This window comes from Frankia sp. CgKIO3, assembly GCF_977946435.1.
Map to the genome: position 1 here is coordinate 1 of NZ_CDWTMO010000099.1, position 15,984 is coordinate 15,984.

The 15,984-nt window shown below is 70.5% G+C and carries 13 protein-coding genes and 2 pseudogenes; 12 read left to right on the forward strand and 3 right to left on the reverse strand.

From position 1 onward, the window contains the following. Positions 1 to 482 (reverse strand): annotated as a pseudogene (locus tag AC08OJ_RS12490) (LysM peptidoglycan-binding domain-containing protein); the annotation flags it as partial. A gap of 156 nt (positions 483 to 638) precedes the next feature. Between AC08OJ_RS12490 and AC08OJ_RS12495 the strand changes: the two are divergent. Then, positions 639 to 1,208, forward strand: coding sequence for a hypothetical protein (locus AC08OJ_RS12495; RefSeq protein ID WP_476593300.1), 570 nt, complete (start codon positions 639 to 641; stop codon positions 1,206 to 1,208). A gap of 38 nt (positions 1,209 to 1,246) precedes the next feature. Here the strand turns inward: AC08OJ_RS12495 and AC08OJ_RS12500 are convergent, their stop codons facing one another. Continuing rightward, positions 1,247 to 1,483 (reverse strand): helix-turn-helix domain-containing protein, encoded by a 237-nt coding sequence (locus tag AC08OJ_RS12500; protein WP_011435224.1) that lies wholly within the window; start codon positions 1,481 to 1,483, stop codon positions 1,247 to 1,249. 308 nt (positions 1,484 to 1,791) lie between these two features. Between AC08OJ_RS12500 and AC08OJ_RS12505 the strand changes: the two genes are divergently transcribed. From AC08OJ_RS12505 to AC08OJ_RS12530, 6 genes and pseudogenes are all read left to right on the forward strand, one after another. Further along, entirely contained in the window at positions 1,792 to 2,565 is a 774-nt protein-coding gene (locus tag AC08OJ_RS12505) for an SAF domain-containing protein (RefSeq protein WP_476593301.1), read from the forward strand. Next, positions 2,562 to 3,900 (forward strand): annotated as a pseudogene (locus AC08OJ_RS12510) (CpaE/TadZ family protein). Before AC08OJ_RS12505 ends, AC08OJ_RS12510 begins: the two are co-directional and overlap by 4 nt. A gap of 528 nt (positions 3,901 to 4,428) precedes the next feature. Beyond that, positions 4,429 to 4,932: a helix-turn-helix domain-containing protein gene (locus AC08OJ_RS12515; RefSeq protein WP_476593303.1), complete on the forward strand. Its 504-nt coding sequence runs from the start codon at positions 4,429 to 4,431 to the stop codon at positions 4,930 to 4,932. 231 nt (positions 4,933 to 5,163) lie between these two features. Next, positions 5,164 to 6,204 carry a patatin-like phospholipase family protein gene (locus tag AC08OJ_RS12520; RefSeq protein ID WP_462187079.1) on the forward strand — a complete coding sequence of 347 codons (1,041 nt, stop codon included), beginning with the start codon at positions 5,164 to 5,166 and terminating at the stop codon, positions 6,202 to 6,204. A 65-nt stretch (positions 6,205 to 6,269) separates the two neighbouring features. Then, positions 6,270 to 6,764 carry a DUF6912 family protein gene (locus AC08OJ_RS12525; RefSeq protein WP_476593304.1) on the forward strand — a complete coding sequence of 165 codons (495 nt, stop codon included), beginning with the start codon at positions 6,270 to 6,272 and terminating at the stop codon, positions 6,762 to 6,764. 438 nt (positions 6,765 to 7,202) lie between these two features. Further along, positions 7,203 to 8,756 carry a hypothetical protein gene (locus AC08OJ_RS12530; RefSeq protein ID WP_476595805.1) on the forward strand — a complete coding sequence of 518 codons (1,554 nt, stop codon included), beginning with the start codon at positions 7,203 to 7,205 and terminating at the stop codon, positions 8,754 to 8,756. A gap of 24 nt (positions 8,757 to 8,780) precedes the next feature. Here AC08OJ_RS12530 and AC08OJ_RS12535 read toward each other — a convergent pair whose 3' ends face one another. Then, the gene (locus AC08OJ_RS12535; protein ID WP_476595806.1) at positions 8,781 to 10,472 is read right to left on the reverse strand and encodes a PAS domain-containing protein; all 1,692 of its coding nucleotides are present in this window, start codon (positions 10,470 to 10,472) and stop codon (positions 8,781 to 8,783) included. 593 nt (positions 10,473 to 11,065) lie between these two features. Here AC08OJ_RS12535 and AC08OJ_RS12540 point away from each other — a divergent pair. The 5 genes from AC08OJ_RS12540 (at position 11,066) to AC08OJ_RS12560 (ending at position 15,651) form a co-directional block, all read left to right on the forward strand. Next, positions 11,066 to 12,373 (forward strand): CpaF family protein, encoded by a 1,308-nt coding sequence (locus tag AC08OJ_RS12540; protein WP_476595807.1) that lies wholly within the window; start codon positions 11,066 to 11,068, stop codon positions 12,371 to 12,373. Beyond that, positions 12,373 to 13,299, forward strand: coding sequence for a type II secretion system F family protein (locus AC08OJ_RS12545; RefSeq protein WP_476595808.1), 927 nt, complete (start codon positions 12,373 to 12,375; stop codon positions 13,297 to 13,299). The genes AC08OJ_RS12540 and AC08OJ_RS12545 overlap by 1 nt, the downstream gene beginning before the upstream one ends. Beyond that, positions 13,296 to 14,246: a type II secretion system F family protein gene (locus tag AC08OJ_RS12550; protein ID WP_476594772.1), complete on the forward strand. Its 951-nt coding sequence runs from the start codon at positions 13,296 to 13,298 to the stop codon at positions 14,244 to 14,246. The genes AC08OJ_RS12545 and AC08OJ_RS12550 overlap by 4 nt, the downstream gene beginning before the upstream one ends. Positions 14,247 to 14,545: 299 nt before the next feature. Next, positions 14,546 to 15,022, forward strand: a complete 477-nt coding sequence (locus tag AC08OJ_RS12555) for a TadE/TadG family type IV pilus assembly protein (RefSeq protein WP_476594771.1) — start codon at positions 14,546 to 14,548, stop codon at positions 15,020 to 15,022. 185 nt (positions 15,023 to 15,207) lie between these two features. After that, complete coding sequence (locus tag AC08OJ_RS12560) at positions 15,208 to 15,651, forward strand: hypothetical protein (protein WP_476595809.1); 444 nt, start codon at positions 15,208 to 15,210, stop codon at positions 15,649 to 15,651. Positions 15,652 to 15,984 lie beyond the last annotated feature (333 nt).

Consider the following 15,984-nt stretch of genomic DNA (forward strand, 5'->3'; position numbering starts at 1 on the left):
GGGTTCGGGGGGTGGCCGACGGTGGCGGGCCGGTCCAGATCGGGCAGTGCGGCGGTGGCGCCCGCACTGACACCGGTCCCCGCAGGTCCGGTGGCCGCGGAGGCCGGGACCGCGGCGATGATCGGCGCCACCCCGGCGACGAGTGTCACTCCGAGGCCGATCTCGAGCATCCGCCGCATCGTGCGGGGAACGATCCGGCGGGCCAGCGCCGCGCTGAGCCGGCCGACTCCGCCGGGGACGGCCGACAGCGCGCTGAGCAGAACCCCCAGGCACAGCCAGAGCAGGCACACCCAGGCGACGACCCCGATGATCGTGGCCAGCGCCTGCTCGGGCGCGGCGGCGAACCATTCTGGGGCGGCCTCGATGCTCTCCGGCAGGTCGGCCAGCCGGGGTCCGAAAACGATCAATATGATCGCCGTGATTGCGGCCGCGGTCGCGCCGGCGAACCGCGCCAGCGTCTGTCGAGCCGCCCTCGCGATCATTGTGGGTGCTCTTGTCCGCCGGATGTTGTCGAGATCGTTCGTTTGCCTACGTTTGCTTGTGTAAACCCCTGAAAGCTCGCTGCCAACCCTGCTTGTGTGGGGAGTGAGGGGTGACTGGGGGAAGCTGGCGAAATCTACCTTTATGGGAGGAATTTCGTGCGATGGGAGGATCTGTTCGCCGACCTGGAGCTGCAGTGGGAGGCGAATGAGGCCGCCGAGCTCTCTGCCGAGCTCGCGGACCGCAGCCGACGGGAGGCTGCCTACCTGCGGTTGATCGATCGGATGCGACCTGTCGTCGGACACCCGGCGCGTTGCCGGGTGCTGGGTGGTCAGCGCGCTCCCGAGATCCTGCACGGCACCCTGTCGGCCCTCGGGGTGGACTGGTTGCTCATCGCCGAGCCCGGCGCGACGGAGGCTCTGGTGCCGGTGCGGTCGCTGCTGGCCGTGGAGAACCTGCCGGTGGTCTCGGCCCAGCCGGGTCATGAGGGTCCGCTGGCGGCCAAGCTGGATCTGCGGTACGTCCTGCGCGGGCTCGTCCGGGACCGCTCGGCGTGCACGCTCATGCTGGTGGACGGGGTGACCCTGCACGGGACGCCGGTGCGGGTCGGCTCGGACTTCCTGGAGGTAGCTGAACACGCCGTCGGCGAGTTCGCCCGGCGCGGCCAGATCCGTTCCGGCTGGACCATCCCCCTCGACGCGATCGCCTACGTTCGTCGGATCCCCTGACCTCGCCGCGCCTACTGACCTCGCCGCGCCTACTGCGTCTAGTCCTCGGGCGGAGCCTCGTTACGGCTCATCGGATTGGCTGCGACGAAGGCCCGGGTCTGTTCATAGGCGCGCTGAATGTACGCCTCCAGCTCGGTGCGCTCCACCCGCCACTGGCCCCGTCCCCCGATCTTGATGGCGGGGAGCTCGCCCGAGCGGACAAGCGCGTAGGTCTGGCTGGAGGAGATGTTGAGGATGTCCGCCACATCGCTGAGTTGAAGGAAGCGGTCGTTCATCAAAGTCCTCCTTCTGAGGGCAGATGTCTCTCCTCACGTGTGTATCAGAGATACCACCGCTTATCGCGTCCGGATGCGTGTGCTTGTGGATAAGTGCACGCGGATACCGCCAAAAGACCGTGCTCGCAGGTACTGGACTGGTCCGCTACCCGTGCCCGCCTGGCCCAGAGGTCGACGGATCCCGTTCGGTCCGCATCCGATTCCTCGCTGGTTTGGCTGGGCTCAGGGCCGACGACCGCGTACGCTCTGCGACCGGAAGGTGCGAACATGTACCAATGGTCCGGCCAGGAGAAAAGGGAGGTCTCCCGGTGACCGAGCTCGCCGCGGCACCGGCCCGCCCGGAGGCGTCCCCGCCACCGGCATCACCCCCGGCCCGTCGGTTGACCCGCCGACGGTGGCGTGACTCCCGGCTGCTCGTCGGGGTGTTACTCGTGCTCGTCTCGGTGGTCGTCGGGGCGCGGCTGTTCGCCAGCGCGGACGCGACCCACCAGTGGGTGGTCGCCAAGGTGGACATGCCGGCCGGGCACATCATCGTCGCCGGGGATCTTGCCACGGTGCCGGCCAGGCTCGACGAGAGGACCTCGGGTCGTTACTACCCGGGAAGCCGTCTCGACGACCTGGTCGGCGCCACCCTGGCGCGGCCGGTGGACACCGGCGAGCTGGTGAGCGGGCCCGACTTCGCCGGCCAGAACACCCAGCCGACGTGGCTGGTGCCGATCATCGTGAAGGCCGGGCGGCTGCCGGCCCTCGGACCGGGTGACCATGTGGACGTCTTCGTGTTCCAGAGCGGCGCCGTCGCGCCGAGCACTACCGGGGGCGATCAGCAGGCCGGCCGGAGCACACCGGCCGCGCCCGCGGGCGCGGGGGCCGAGGCGCTGGTCCTGCACGACGTCGAGTTTGTCAGCCTCGAGAAGTTGACCAGCGGGGACCGTTCGCTAACGCTGCGCGTACCGGTGGACAACGCCATCCAGGCCGTCGCGGCCTCGCAGAGCGAGCGGGTCGACGTCGTGAAGATTGAGCGCGACTCCCGCGGTGGGGTCGGCTCGACGGGACCGACCACCGTGCCGGGGTACGGCCGGTGAGCCTGCCGATCCTCACCGCTGTCACCGATGCGATGGTCGAGGCCGGCCTGGTCTCGGCCTTCGATCGTCGCGACCTCGGGGTTACGGTGGTGCGCCGCTGCGTCGACCTGCCGGACCTGCTGGCCGCGGCGACCACCGGCGCGGCCCGGGCTGCCCTGCTGTCTGCGGACCTGCGCCGGCTTGACCGGGATGCGTTGACCCGCCTGGCCATGGCGGGCATTGCGGTGGTCGGGCTGACCGCCCCCGGCGACGAGGACGGCGACCGGCGGCTGCGGCAGCTCGGCGTGGCCGCGGTCATTCCCTCGGACGCCACCGCGGAGGTCATCGCGGGAGCGGTCGTCGAGGCATCCCGGGCGCTGGCGACGAACGCGGCCGCGCCGGCGACCCGGGCGCCCGGTTCCTACAGCGAACCACTCGTCGGGTTCGGGCCGCTCGCCCCAGCCATCGGTGTCACCGACGGCGTGGGGCCGATCGGACCGGGCGACGGCCGGGTGGGCCGGGTGATCGCGGTATGGGGTCCGGCCGGCGCGCCGGGACGCACCACGATCGCGCTGTGCCTGGCCGCCGAACTCGCCGGGCTGGGGACCTCCACCCTGCTGGTGGACGCCGACTCCTACGGCGGCGCGGTCGGGCAGCTCGTCGGCCTGCTCGAGGAGGCCCCCGGTCTGGCTGCGGCGGCCCGGTCGGCCAACCAGGGGCTGCTGGACGTGCCCCGGCTCGCTGTACTGTGCCGTGATCTGGGCGGCGGCCTGCGAGTGCTGCCCGGCATCCCCCGCCCCTCGCGATGGCCCGAGCTACGCCCGGCATCCGTTGAGACCGTGCTGTCGATGGCCCGGCGCCTGGCGTCCTTCGTCGTTGTGGACTGCGGGTTCTGCCTGGAGACGGACGAGGAACTGTCGTTCGACATCTCCGCGCCCCGGCGTAACGGAGCGACGCTCGCCGTGCTGGGCGCGGCCGACGTCGTGCTGGCGGTGGCGTCTGCCGAACCGGTCGGTCTGGTCCGGTTTGTGCGGGGACTGTCCGACCTGCGGGAGACCGTCCCCTCCGTCGACCCGCTTGTCGTGGTGAACCGGCTGCGCGCCTCGGTCGTGGGCGGAGACCCGGCCCGCGAGGTCAGTCGGGCGATTCTGCGCCACACCGGGACCGAGCCGGTGGCCCTGGTGCCCTACGACCTCGCCGGGCTGGACGCCGCCCAGGTGACCGGACAGCTCCTGCGTGACTATCGCTCCGACCTCCCCGGCCCGGCTGGCGATCAGGGAGCTGGCCGGCCGGCTGCTTGGCCGCCCGGCGGCTCCCCGCCGTCGGCGGGGGAGCCCGCGGCGCCAGGCCCGGTGAACTCGGTGAGTCCGGCGAACCAGGTGATCTTGGTGAGCGGGCAGGCCGTCCCGACGGACGAGCCGGGGCCGCATCCCCCGCTGGGCCTGCCGCTGGGCCTGCTGCCGTCCGGCCGATTGCTTGCGCGGCGTCGGCAACTCACGGTTACGCCCTTGGCGTAACCGTGACATAAAGTATTCGTGTCGCCATCTTGGTGTAGTGGGGGCGGTTACAGCGAGCAAGTTGGGGGCATCGTTGTGTGGAGGAACTTCGGTCAAGTCGTGAGAGAGATCTCACTGATAGCTTCCGACCTTATAAAATTTACTACATAGAGTAGCTTTCTTAATCCGTAGAGTCTGAGATGCGAGAGAAGTCGTACAAGAAAGTCACGCAACGTAGCATCGTATATGTATCTGCGAGCGGTCTCTTTCGGCAACGTTACGTTAGTGGGAGCATGCCTCGCCAGCACCACACGAGTCGTACCTTGATCTCCTATGGGCGCGGCGAGAGGTACGTGATGCTCGTTCGAGACGGCTGGGGGTGTGTCGGGTGAGCCGAGAGTACGCGAAGGCCGTGGGCGCCCGGTTGCGGGCGATTCGGATACAGCAGGGTCTGTCGCTGCAGGGAGTGGAGCAGAAGTCGCGGGGGCGGTGGAAGACCGCTGCCGTTGGCTCCTACGAACGCGGTGACCGCATGATCAGCGTGCATCAACTCTCCGAACTCGCGGGATTCTACGGAGTCCCGGTCTCGGCGCTGTTGCCCAACGAGGATCAGCTGCCGCCGCGGGAGCGTCGCCCACGTACGGTGCTCAACCTGGAGAGGCTGAGCGAGGCTCCGCCGGACTCCTCTGCTCTCGTCCGTCGGTGGGTCGCCCAGATCCAGCGCCAACGGGACGACTACGCCGGCCGTGTGCTGTCCATCCGGGATGGCGACGTGCGTGCGCTCGCCCTGCTCCACGACACGACCCCCCAGGAGTTCGCCGAGCGGCTGCGGAACTGGGGAGTGCTGGAGACCAGCTTCCCCGAAGAGAGTAGCGAGGAGCCGCCGGAGTAGTCCGGTGGACTGCCCGGGCGCTTCGAGCGCCGGGAGCAGCAAGGTACGGTCAACGCGGACCATGGACTGTTACCGGCCCATCCCCGGCCGTCCCGACGAGGCGGGCACGCCGTTCGTGGGCGGGTCGGCCCAGGTGCGACCGGGCGGCCCACATGGCAGCGAGCATGCCGGGCGGCGGGCATCCCAGCGCGATGCGTCTCCCTTCCCGGTCGCCGCGCCGGGAGGTGGACTATGACCAGGAAACGGGCCCCACGCAGAGGTCTGGTCCTGGGAGCCGGTGGAGTGCTCGGCTCCGCCTGGATGATCGGCGCGATGCGGGCGGTCGAGACCGCGACCGGCCGTAATCTGAGCGGAGCCGACCTGGTGGTCGGCACGTCCGCCGGCTCGGTAGTCGCGGCCCTGCTCGGTCTGGGGATCGGCATCGACGTGATGGCCAATTCCGAGCGGGGGATCTACGAGGCGGGGGATCCCGTTCTTGACTACCGCGACCTCGGTGCTTCCCTACCCCCGCGCCCCCGGATGCGCATGGGTTCACCGAGGCTGCTGACGGCCAGTGCCCGGCACCCCCGGCGGTCCTCGCCGATGGTCACGCTGGCGGCGATGCTTCCACAGGGCCGTGGGAAGATCTCCGCGGTCGGCGATCTGGTGACCGCGGCGATGGACCGCAAGGGCCTCGATCCGACCGGGTGGCCCACCAGGCCCGCGCTGCGGGTGGTGGCCATGAACTTCGACACCGGTGAGCGCGTGCTGTTCGGTGTGGCCGATGCGCCTCGGGCAACCTTGTCCGAGGCGGTGATGGCGTCGTGTGCCATTCCCGGCTGGTACGCCCCGGTCGCGGTGGACGGCCAGCGATTCGTTGACGGCGGAACCCGATCGCCTGCATCGGTCGATCTTCTCGCCGACGCGGGCCTCGCGGAGATCCTGGTGCTCGCCCCGGCCTGCTCGTTCCACCTCGACCGACCCCGTGGCACGGTGGCCCGGGTCGAACGCCAGGTCCGCCGGGCCGCCACCCGCCGGCTGATGCGGGAGGTCGAGATGGTGGAGGCGGCTGGCACCCGGGTGACGGTGCTCTGCCCAGGTCCGGAGGATCTCGAGGTCATCGGCGGAAACGTGATGGATCTGACCCGGCGGGCCCAGGTGTTCGAGACGGCGCTGCGTACGACGGGCGAGGCCCTGCATGCCGCCGCCCGTTCCGCCCGTTCCGGCGTGGCCGGGGCCACCGACGACGCCGAGGCGAGCGGGGGCCGGCTTGGGCTCGGCCTGGCCGGCTGACCTGGTCCTCGTGGCTGACCTGGTCCTCGTAGCCGGCTCGCCCCGGTTGGTTGCACACTGAGCGGGTGCGCATCTATCTCCCGTCCACGCTGGCCGTCGCCCGATCGGTCTGGGAGTCCGCGCGCATCCCCCCAGGCACCGGATTCGCGGTCACCCCCGCGACGCGTGAGTGGTACGCCCAGTCGGAGTCCGAGGAGGAGTTGGAGTACGCGGCGCTGCACGACGCCGGCCGGGCAAGCCTGCGGCTGCTGGACGCCGACCCGTCCGCGCCGCGCCGGCGCATGGTCTTCGTGGCCGATGTCGCGGACGGCGAGGTGCGGGTAAGAGATGATCTTGAGCAGGGTGTCGTCGAGGTGGACTTCCCGGTGCCGTGGTCGGCCGTGCAGGCCATCCATGTCGACGACGGAGACGACGAGGAGGTTGTCGCGGCGGTCGCGGCGGCGGCGAAGTGCATCGTCGAGGCCGATCTCGGTGGGGATGACGCCGCCTTCACCGTGGACAGCGTCGAGGGCTTCGAACTGCTGTGGTTCGCGCCTCAGGAGCTCCCCGGTCTTCTCTGACCCCGACGGAGACGCGGATGTTGGGTGCACGGGGGTGGAGGTCTCCCCCGCGCGGCGGAGGAGACCACGCACGTTGACGGCTCGTTGGGGCATGCTGTCTGGACTGGTGACCAGCTGGCGTGAAATGCCCCCGACGGGCGGCCCTCGCGGTTGTCTTCCCATACTCCTCACTCCTCCCTGGGGTGCTGTTCGTCGCCTGACGTCCGTGAACGGTGATTTCCCACCCAGGGAGATCGACGTGGACAACGGTTGAACCTCCCCGGGTGCGGCCGATGCCGGGCGTTGCGAATAATGCTGGGGAGCCTTGCGGCGGCGACCGGGTTACCACCTGGATGGCGCCGAGGGGGCTCCACTTCCCACAACCTTCGTACCGAGATGTCACCCCCGCTGGCAGGTGTGATCTCGACCGACCTACCGCGGTAAGGAGGCTGGCAGCCCATGCTGTACCTCGCCGGGCAGATCCTGGCGTACGTGCTGGTGGCGATGCTCATTGGTGCGGCGCTGGCCTGGGTCTTCCTGATCGCGCCGCTGCGCCGGCAGGCCCGCAACGCCGACGCTGACGCCGCGCGGAATCGGGCGGGATCGGTGGAGACGCCCGCCGGCACCGGCTTGGGCCTCGACGAATCCCGCCCCGGCGCGGTCCCGTCAGCCGATCAGGCGGCAGCCGCGAACGACGTGAACCGCGTGAATGCCGGGAATGCTGCCGAGGCCGGGAACGCCGTGGCGGCGTGCGTCGGCGACGCCGACACGGGTGTCCCCGGTTCGGGCGCCCGCGGCACGGGCACAGGGCAGGCCGCCGAGCTGATCGCCCGGTTGCGCCGGCAGCGTGACGACGTCGCCTTGGAGAAGGCGGATCTAACTGCCCGGCTCGCTGTCGCCGAACAGCGTGCCGCGGAGTCCGAACGGCGGATCGCCGAGGCGGAGCGCCATGCCGTGATCGCAAGCGCCCGGGTCGAGGAGATCGAGGCAGCGCTGCGGGCCCGGGCGTACGCCGTGACACCCGGCGCGGCCCAGGCCCTCCCGGCCGGCCCGGGTGCCGCCGGCGAGGGTACTGCCGGCCCGGGTGCCGCCGGCCCGGTGCCGGCGGGCTCCCCGGGGGCGGGCGGTGATCCCGCCGGCCCTTCGGCGGCGGAGCTCGCCCATGAGGCCGAGCTGCTGCGCAGACAGCTCGTCGAGGCCGAGGGCCGGGCGGCCAAGTTCTCCTCCCGACTGGCCATGGCCCGTACGGAGGCGGAGGACGCGCAACGCCAGGTGGCCACCATGACCACCCGGCTGGATCGGCACCAGGCCGAATGGGCGGCCGAACGGCTCAGCCTGCTGGGGCGGATCGCGAAATCTGAGGCGCTTCTGGGCCAGGCCTCCTCTGACGAGAAAGCCGGTGCCGAGCATCCCGAGGCTGCCCCCACCGCCGAGGCCGCCGTCGCGGTCGGGGTTGCTGCCGCGGGCGGTGTGGTCCCGTCGAACCTCGCGGTCACCCCGAACGAGGCGGGGCCGTCGAAGAGCGCGCTGCCCGCGCACGGCCTGGCTCTGTCGCCCGAGGCGAACATCTCGGGGGCGACGGTCCAGGCGAGCGGCGTTGCCACGAAGAACCGGCCACCGGCCCCGGGCGGACCGCCGTCGAGTAGTCAGGGGAGTGGCTGCGGCGTGAAGAGCACCGGTGGCAGGAGCACCGGTGGAACGAACGGGGCCAGCGGCCAGCCGGGTACGGGTAGCCGGGTCGTGCTGGAACCCGCGCCGCGGTGGAACGGTCTCCTCGATCCAGTGCGGTCGGGCGGCGACAACCTCAAGGAGATTGTCGGCGTGGGCCCGGTGATCGAGGCCCGGCTGCGGGCGTTGGGCATCACAACCTTCAGTCAGCTGGCCGAAATGGGTGATACCGACGTCGAGCGGCTCGCTCACCGGCTGGATGGCTTCGGTGACCGCGTCGTCTCCGACGATTGGGTCGGCCAGGCCCAGGATCTGCAGGCCCGGCACTACGGCGGCGTCTACTGACCGGACCGCCGTCCACCTCGCTCGTCACAGTCCGGAGATGAGTCCCTCGATCTCAGCCTCCAGGATCCGGCGGTCGGTGACGTCGGAGTAGAGCCAGACATGGCCGCGGTAGCCGTCGGCCGCGGTCAGCGGTATGTGGCTACGCTCGAACACCCGCCCGTCGGCGAACATCACTGCCTCCCGGCGTAGCGTCCGCCGTCGACGGAGCAGGGTGTCCAGGCGCGTCGCGAATCCGGATGGATCGTCCACCAGCCCGGGCCGGGGACGCAGCTGCAGCCGGCAATCCGTTCCGACCAGGTCGACGGGCAGGTCCGCCAGATCGAACAGATCGCAGTACACCTGGTTCACCGCCACCACACGCCCGTCCCGGTCGGCGATGAGCACGGCGGTCGTCAGTTCGGCGAGCAGGGTCGTCAGCCAGCGTTCCCGGTCCCGGCATGCCTCCTCGATCCGTCGGGCCTCGGTGAACGGGCAGCCACAGGTGTGGTTCGAGCCCCTGGCGCGTCCGAAGGGACGCAGGTCGTCATTCTTGCTGCGATGCAGGGCCACGGCCGCGCGCCACTCCGCGCCAGGCGGGAGCGTCCCGCGGGGAAACCCGACTGTGGGCCGATCCTCGGTGGCTTCGCGGGATGTCGCCCGGCCCGGCGTCGGTTCGCCGGGAACCGGCCGGCGGGGAAGCGGAACAGACCATTCCCAGCCCCGATCGGCCCGATCGGACTGGTCGGCCCGAGGCCAGGCCGAGGGTGCTTCGCGTCGCGGGTACTCGCCGTCGTCCTCGCGGTCCCCGGCCGCGTCGACGAGATCGGTCTCCTCGGTGTCACCGTGCCCGTCCAGCCCGTCCAGCCGGGCTATCTCGTCCACCCGATCGGGGCGATCCGACCGGTCGGACTGGTCCGGTAGATCAAACGGGCCCGGTCCGTCGAACACGCCGAACCTGTCGAGATCGCCCGCGGGCACCCCATCGGAGGCGAGGGCCTGGAGACCGAGGAGATCCTGATCGAGCAGGTGCCCGTCGAGGAGGTCGGGATCGAGAGCGGCGAGTTCGAAAGCCGCCTCGCGACGGCGAAGGCGGTCGAGCTCGGCCTGCCCGTCGTCAAGGTGTTCGAGATCGGCCGGTTCGTGATGCGCTGCTTCGTGATGCGCCGGTTCGTGAGACGTCGGTTCGCGGGAAGCGAGGTCGGGTTCGGCCCGTTCCTGGACGGCGACGTCGTCGGTATCGGGCTGGTCCGCGGACGATGGGCCGATCGGGGAGTGACGCCCTTGGACCCGCGGCGAGGACACCGGCACACCCGTCACCGGCCCGGCGGCGTTCCCGAACGCACTGGCCGACGGCACGGTGAGGGTGCCGACGATCCGTTGTCTACCGTCCCCTGCCGAGGTCACCATCGTCTGCATGACCGCGTCGCAGGGTGGTTCACCCGGTCGGATCAACCGGACCTGGATCGAAAACCCGTCGCCGTGCGTGACGAGGCGCCGCCACCGGCTGCCGACGTTCGCTACGTCGCCGGGATGGACGATGCGTTGCCATCCCCATCCGACCGCCTCGTCGCGGGTAACGCCGGTCAACTTGGACCACGGCCGGTTCACAAAGAGATACCGGCCTGCCGCATCGGTGGCGAATACCGCGACCGGGCAGTTTTCGACAATACGCCAGAACATTTTCCAAGCGGTCGTGTCGAACATGTCTGACGATCGGGGATCCCGGGCGCCGCTCATCGTGATGCCCCTTTCCACTCCGGGGGATCGTGCCGGGGAGGCGTCGGGAGCAACGCCGCCCTGGTGGCCGAATGAGGTTCTCGCGGGCGGCTGGCGACCGCGCTGGTTGTTGGCTGACCGGACACGGAAGGGACCCCCGAGGCAGGCGTTGGTGGGACGCTGGATGAGACCGGCGGGGTGGGGGGATTCCGCCTGTCGACCCAGCGATGCGATATCGACTACAGGGATGTTCGGGTTAGGGACCGCCGAAAGGCTATCGCCTCGGCGTCGTTTCGAGGGAGAAATCGCGCGGGCGTTTCCGGGGCGGTTGGTGCACCGTCGGTGCAGTCGATATGCGCACAGAGCGATGACAAATGTCCGGTCCGCGACCGCTTTTTGACTGCGGAGAGTAGCAACCTTGGTGGTCAAGGGGGGACTCTGTACGGGCTGTGGCCTACCTGAGCCCTACCCGCTCCATGCCCCCGGTGGGGGTTGTGCGAACGTTGTTGCGTCTGCCTCCGGCGTCGGGGGTTGCTTACCAGTGACCTTCTTTCTACGCTTCGTGGCAATTATCGGGGCGGGAAGAGACGAAAGCCGGAGGAGCAGCGGTTTCCGTGGCGGTGGCACGCGGCAGTTGGCTGGACGCGACATCGTTCGTGGAGGACGAGGTCAGAGAGCTCGTCCGGCGGCGTTCTCTCGATCCCGTGCGGGACCCGGCGCAGGTGCGTCAGCTCGTTCACGAGGTGCTCGCCGATTATGAGGAACGGGTTCTCGTCAGTGACCTTCCCCCGATCGTCGACCGGGACGTCACCGCCCGGCTGGTCTATGACGCGGTTGCCGGGTTCGGGCCGCTGCAACGCCACCTCGACGACCCCACCGTGGAGGAGATCTGGATCAACGAGCCGGGCCGGGTATTCGTCGCCCGGGCCGGTCGCAGCGAGCTGACGACGACCATTCTGACCGCCGATCAGGTCCAGGACCTCGTCGAGCGGATGCTGAAGTCCTCGGGCCGGCGGGTGGACCTCTCGACCCCGTTCGTCGACGCCATGCTTCCGGACGATTCCCGGCTGCACGTGGTCATCCCCGATGTCACCCGGGTGCACTGGTCGATCAACATCCGTAAGTTTGTGCTGTCCGCGTCGAGCCTGGACGAACTGGTCGATCTCGGGACGATCACGCTGGCAGCGGCCACCTTTCTGGACGCTGCCGTCGTCGCCGGCCTCAACATCATAATTGCGGGCGGCACTCAGGCCGGCAAGACGACCATGCTCAACTGTCTCGGCTCGGCCATCCCGGCCCGGGAACGGGTGATCAGCTGCGAGGAGGTGTTCGAGCTGAAGCTGCGGGCCGCCGACTGGGTGGCGATGCAGACCCGGCAGGCCAACCTGGAGGGCAGCGGGGAAATCCGGCTGCGCCGGCTGGTCAAGGAGGCCCTGCGGATGCGCCCGGACCGGCTCCTGGTCGGCGAGGTTCGCCAGGAGGAGGCGCTCGACCTGCTGATCGCGCTCAACTCTGGGCTGCCCGGTATGTGCAGCCTGCACGCGAACTCGGCTCGCGAGGCCGTGACGAAACTGTGCACCCTGCCCCTGCTCGCCGGCGAGAACGTCAGCCATGCCTTTGTGGTGCCCACCGTCGCCGCCAGCGTGGATCTCGTCGTCCATCTGGAGAAGGACGTCTCGGGCCGGCGCCGCGTCACCGAGGTCGTCGCGCTGCCCGGCCGGACGGAGGGGGACGTCATCGAGATCGCCCAGATCTACCGCTCGCGCGCGGACGGACTGGTCCGCGCCGACGGCTTCCCGCCACATCCCGAACGGTTCGCCCGCGCCGGCTACGACCTGCCCGCCCTGCTGGCCCAGGGCGACCATGATTACCATCATCATCGGCCCGGCGGGGGCTGGCCCGAGATCGCCGCGGAGCGCTGATGGGCATCTTCCTCGGCCTGCTGTTCGGTCTGGGTCTGTTCCTCATCGTCACCAGCGGCCGGCCGCGGTTCGCGGCCTGGTCGGCGACGGCGCGCTGGGAACGGTCGACGAGCGACCTGCTCGCCCAGGCGGGCATCCGCGGCGTGACTCCGCGTCAGTTCGTCATGATCAGTCTGGGTCTGGGTCTGGGTCTGGGTCTGGGTCTGGGTCTGGGTCTGGGCCTGGTGGCCGGCCTGGTCGTCCTGGCATTCACCGAGACCGTGTCGCTGGCCGGCGCCTTCGTCGTGTTTGCGAGTCTGCTGCCCCGGGCCCTCGTGGTCCGTCGGCGGCATGCCCGCATGCATGATCTGCGGGAGCTGTGGCCGGACGTTGTCGACAACCTGTCCAGCGCGGTGCGGGCCGGGATGTCGCTGCCCGAGGGCCTGGCCGCGGTGGGGGTGCGGGGGCCGGTACAGCTGCGACCGGCCTTCACCCGGTTCGGCGAGGACTACAGTGCCACCGGGTCGTTCTCGGCCTGCTTGGACCGCCTCGCCGACGAGCTCGCCGATCCGGTGGCCGACCGCATCATCGAGTCACTGCGGATGGCCCGGGAGGTCGGCGGGACCGACCTCGGCCGGCTGTTGCGCACGCTGTCCACCTTCCTGCGGGAGGACGCCCACACCCGCGCCGAGCTCGAGACGCGGCAGAGCTGGACGGTGAACGCCGCCCGGCTCGCGCTCGCCGCCCCCTGGATCGTGCTGCTCCTGCTGGCCACCCGGGGGCAGAACGTGCGAGCCTACGACAGCCCGACCGGGGTCCTGGTGCTCGTGGTGGGCGGCGCCGTGTCGGCCCTCGCCTACCTGCTCATGAAGCGGATCGGCCGGTTGCCGGAGGAGGGCCGGGTGCTGCGCGGGGGAGCGGCCGCTGGCCGGGGGGCGGGATCATGACTACGGTCGCCAGCGGTGCGCTGATCGGGTTCCTCGTCGGGCTGGGCCTGGTCATCATCGTCTACCGCTTCCCCCGGGCCCGGCGCATCCACCTCGCTGACCGAATCGATCCCTACCTGCGGGACACCCCCACACCCTCGAGGCTGCTCGAGGACCGGCCGCGGGGGGTGCCGCGGCCGGGTCTCGCCGCGGTCGAGGCGCTCGCGCGCCCGTTACTCGCGGACGCCGCCGGTCGGCTCGACCGTTTCCTGGGGGGCCGGGCCGCCCTGCGACGCCGGCTGACCCAGGCCGGCGGACGGACCAGCATCGAGGAGTTCCGCGTCCAGCAGGTCATCTGCGCGGCCAGCGGGGCGCTGATCGGCGCCCTCCTGCTGGCGCTGCGCGCGCTGCTCGGCGTCGGCCCGCCGACCCTGGTCAGTGTCGCACTGATCGTCGCCGGCACGGCCGGTGGGGTGGTGGCCCGGGACTACTGGCTGTCGCGGGCGATCTCCGAGCGCGAGGACCGGATGCTGCTGGAGTTCCCGACGATCGCCGAGCTGCTGGCGCTCGCGGTGACCGCGGGGGAGTCGGCCATCGGGGCGCTGGAGCGGGTCAGCCGGTTGACCCACGGCGAGCTTGGGCACGAGCTGCGGCTCGCGTTGGCCGACGCCCGCGCCGGGGCCACCCTCGTGCAGGCGTTGGAGGGCATCGCGGCGCGCACGGCGTTGGCACCCCTGGTGCGGTTCGTCGACGGGATGGCGGTCGCGATCGAACGGGGGACGCCGCTGGCGGACATCCTGCGCGCGCAGGCCGTTGACGCGCGTGAGGCGGGCAAGCGGCAGCTGCTAGAGGCCGGTGGCCGCAAGGAGATCGCGATGATGATCCCGGTCGTGTTCCTCGTCCTGCCGACGACCGTGATCTTTGCCTTCTACCCGGCCCTGGTGAGTTTCACCGTGATCGCGCAGTGAGTGCCCGGGGCGCGCAGGTGGCCGCCCGCAGGTGGACGCGCCCGTCCGGCGAGGTCGGATCAGCCAGCCTAAAGGAGGAGACATGGGACGAACAGGGCAGGCCATGAAAGCGAGATGGCGGGCCTGGCGGTCAGCCGTCGCATCGGGCGGCCACCATGATCGCGATCGGGGGGACGTCCCCGGCTGGGTCATGATAACCGTCATGACGGCGGCGCTGGTGGTCGCGATCGCCACCCTGGCGACGCCCGCCCTGCAGAACCTGTTCACCTCGGCCATCAACTCGGTGTCGGGTATCGGCGGTGGCGGCTGAGCTCGCGGCCGTCGCGGGGCCGGACGGGATCGATGGCGGCCCCAGGGGGACCGGGCAGCGACCGGACGCGGTCGAGGACGGCTCGGACGCGGCTGACGGCGGATCGGCCGTCGTCGAGTTCATCCTGGTGGGGACGTTGTTGCTCTTCCTGATCCTGGGGATCATCCAGGTCGGCCTGGTGCTGCACATCCGCAACACGCTCGCGGCGGACGCTGCCGAGGGAGCCAGGCACGCGGCCAATCTCGGCGTGCCGGCGAGCGAGGGCGGTCCCTACGCCCAGGCCCTCATCGCGCGGACCATCCCGGGACGGTCCGACGCCGTCTGCACCGGGGCGCAGGTCGACGGGCCGGGTGGCACGCCGCTTGCGGAGGTCACCTGCCGGGTTGCCGTGCCGCTCGTCCTAGTCCCACTGGGCGACGGCATCACGATCACGGTGAAGGGCCACGCACTCAAGGAACTGCCGTGACGAGGGGTGTCGTGGCGGGAGATCGGATCGCGCGGGCGGCCCTGCGCTCCGTGCCGCGGACGATCCTGATGATCAGGACAGGTTGCGTGGCTTCCGTGCGCCGCGTCGGTCGCATTGGTCGCATAGGCCGCGTTGTCTGGCCCGAACGGGCAGGCCCGGCGACCGGGGCCGACGACGGTTCGGCGATGATCGAATTCGTTGGATTGTCCGTCGTGCTGCTCGTTCCGTTCGTCTACCTGTTCCTGTGCGTCTTCGCGGTGCAGCGCGCGGCGTTCGGGGTGACCCAGGCCGCCCGGGAGGCCGGGCGGGCGTTCGCCACCGCGGGCAGCGAGACGCAGGGCATGGACCGGGCACGGCTCGCCGCGCAGCTTGCCCTCGCCGACCAGGGCGTCCCCGGCGCGCCACAGGTCCGATTTGTTCCCGAGGGCGCCGACTGTGGTGCGGGGGATCCCGGGGACGGCGCGGCAACCCTGGAGCCAGGCGCGTCGTTCGTCGTCTGTGTCCGTACGGTCGTGGCGCTGCCAGGAACCGGTGCCTTGTTCTCCGGCATCACCGACGTCACGGTCAACGGCCAGTTCACCGTGGTCATCGACCAGTTCCGCGCCGACCGGCGGGAAACCCAGCCGTAGAGAGACACCGGGACGACGTGCGCGCCGAACGGGGTCTCGCAGTCGGCGCAGAGGAACACGCCGCCGTCGGGGAGAAAGTCGAGATGGAGGGCGGTCGGCGGGCATGCAGGCATGCGAATTTGGGGGAGCTGAGTACGGTCTGCGGTTCCTGAACCGTGACTGGCTCCCCAAAACTCGGCCGCCACGCGATCATGTATCGTCGCAGGCCATCCCTTACTCCCCGTACGGCACGTCCGTGGACTCCACTGATGTCGAGCCGCGCGGACACCTGGCCGTTCTCGCTGGGCTGGCTATCGGCGTCTGCCGGCCCACTGCTGTATGAGGGCTGCGGCC

Coding starts and splice junctions, on each gene's coding strand:
- AC08OJ_RS12560 (WP_476595809.1), top strand. CDS start 15,208: ATGATCGAATTCGTTGGATTGTCCGTCGTGCTGCTCGTTCCGTTCGTC.
- AC08OJ_RS12550 (WP_476594772.1), top strand. CDS start 13,296: ATGACTACGGTCGCCAGCGGTGCGCTGATCGGGTTCCTCGTCGGGCTG.
- AC08OJ_RS12530 (WP_476595805.1), top strand. CDS start 7,203: ATGCTGTACCTCGCCGGGCAGATCCTGGCGTACGTGCTGGTGGCGATG.
- AC08OJ_RS12520 (WP_462187079.1), top strand. CDS start 5,164: ATGACCAGGAAACGGGCCCCACGCAGAGGTCTGGTCCTGGGAGCCGGT.
- AC08OJ_RS12500 (WP_011435224.1), bottom strand. CDS start 1,483: ATGAACGACCGCTTCCTTCAACTCAGCGATGTGGCGGACATCCTCAAC.
- AC08OJ_RS12545 (WP_476595808.1), top strand. CDS start 12,373: ATGGGCATCTTCCTCGGCCTGCTGTTCGGTCTGGGTCTGTTCCTCATC.
- AC08OJ_RS12535 (WP_476595806.1), bottom strand. CDS start 10,472: ATGAGCGGCGCCCGGGATCCCCGATCGTCAGACATGTTCGACACGACC.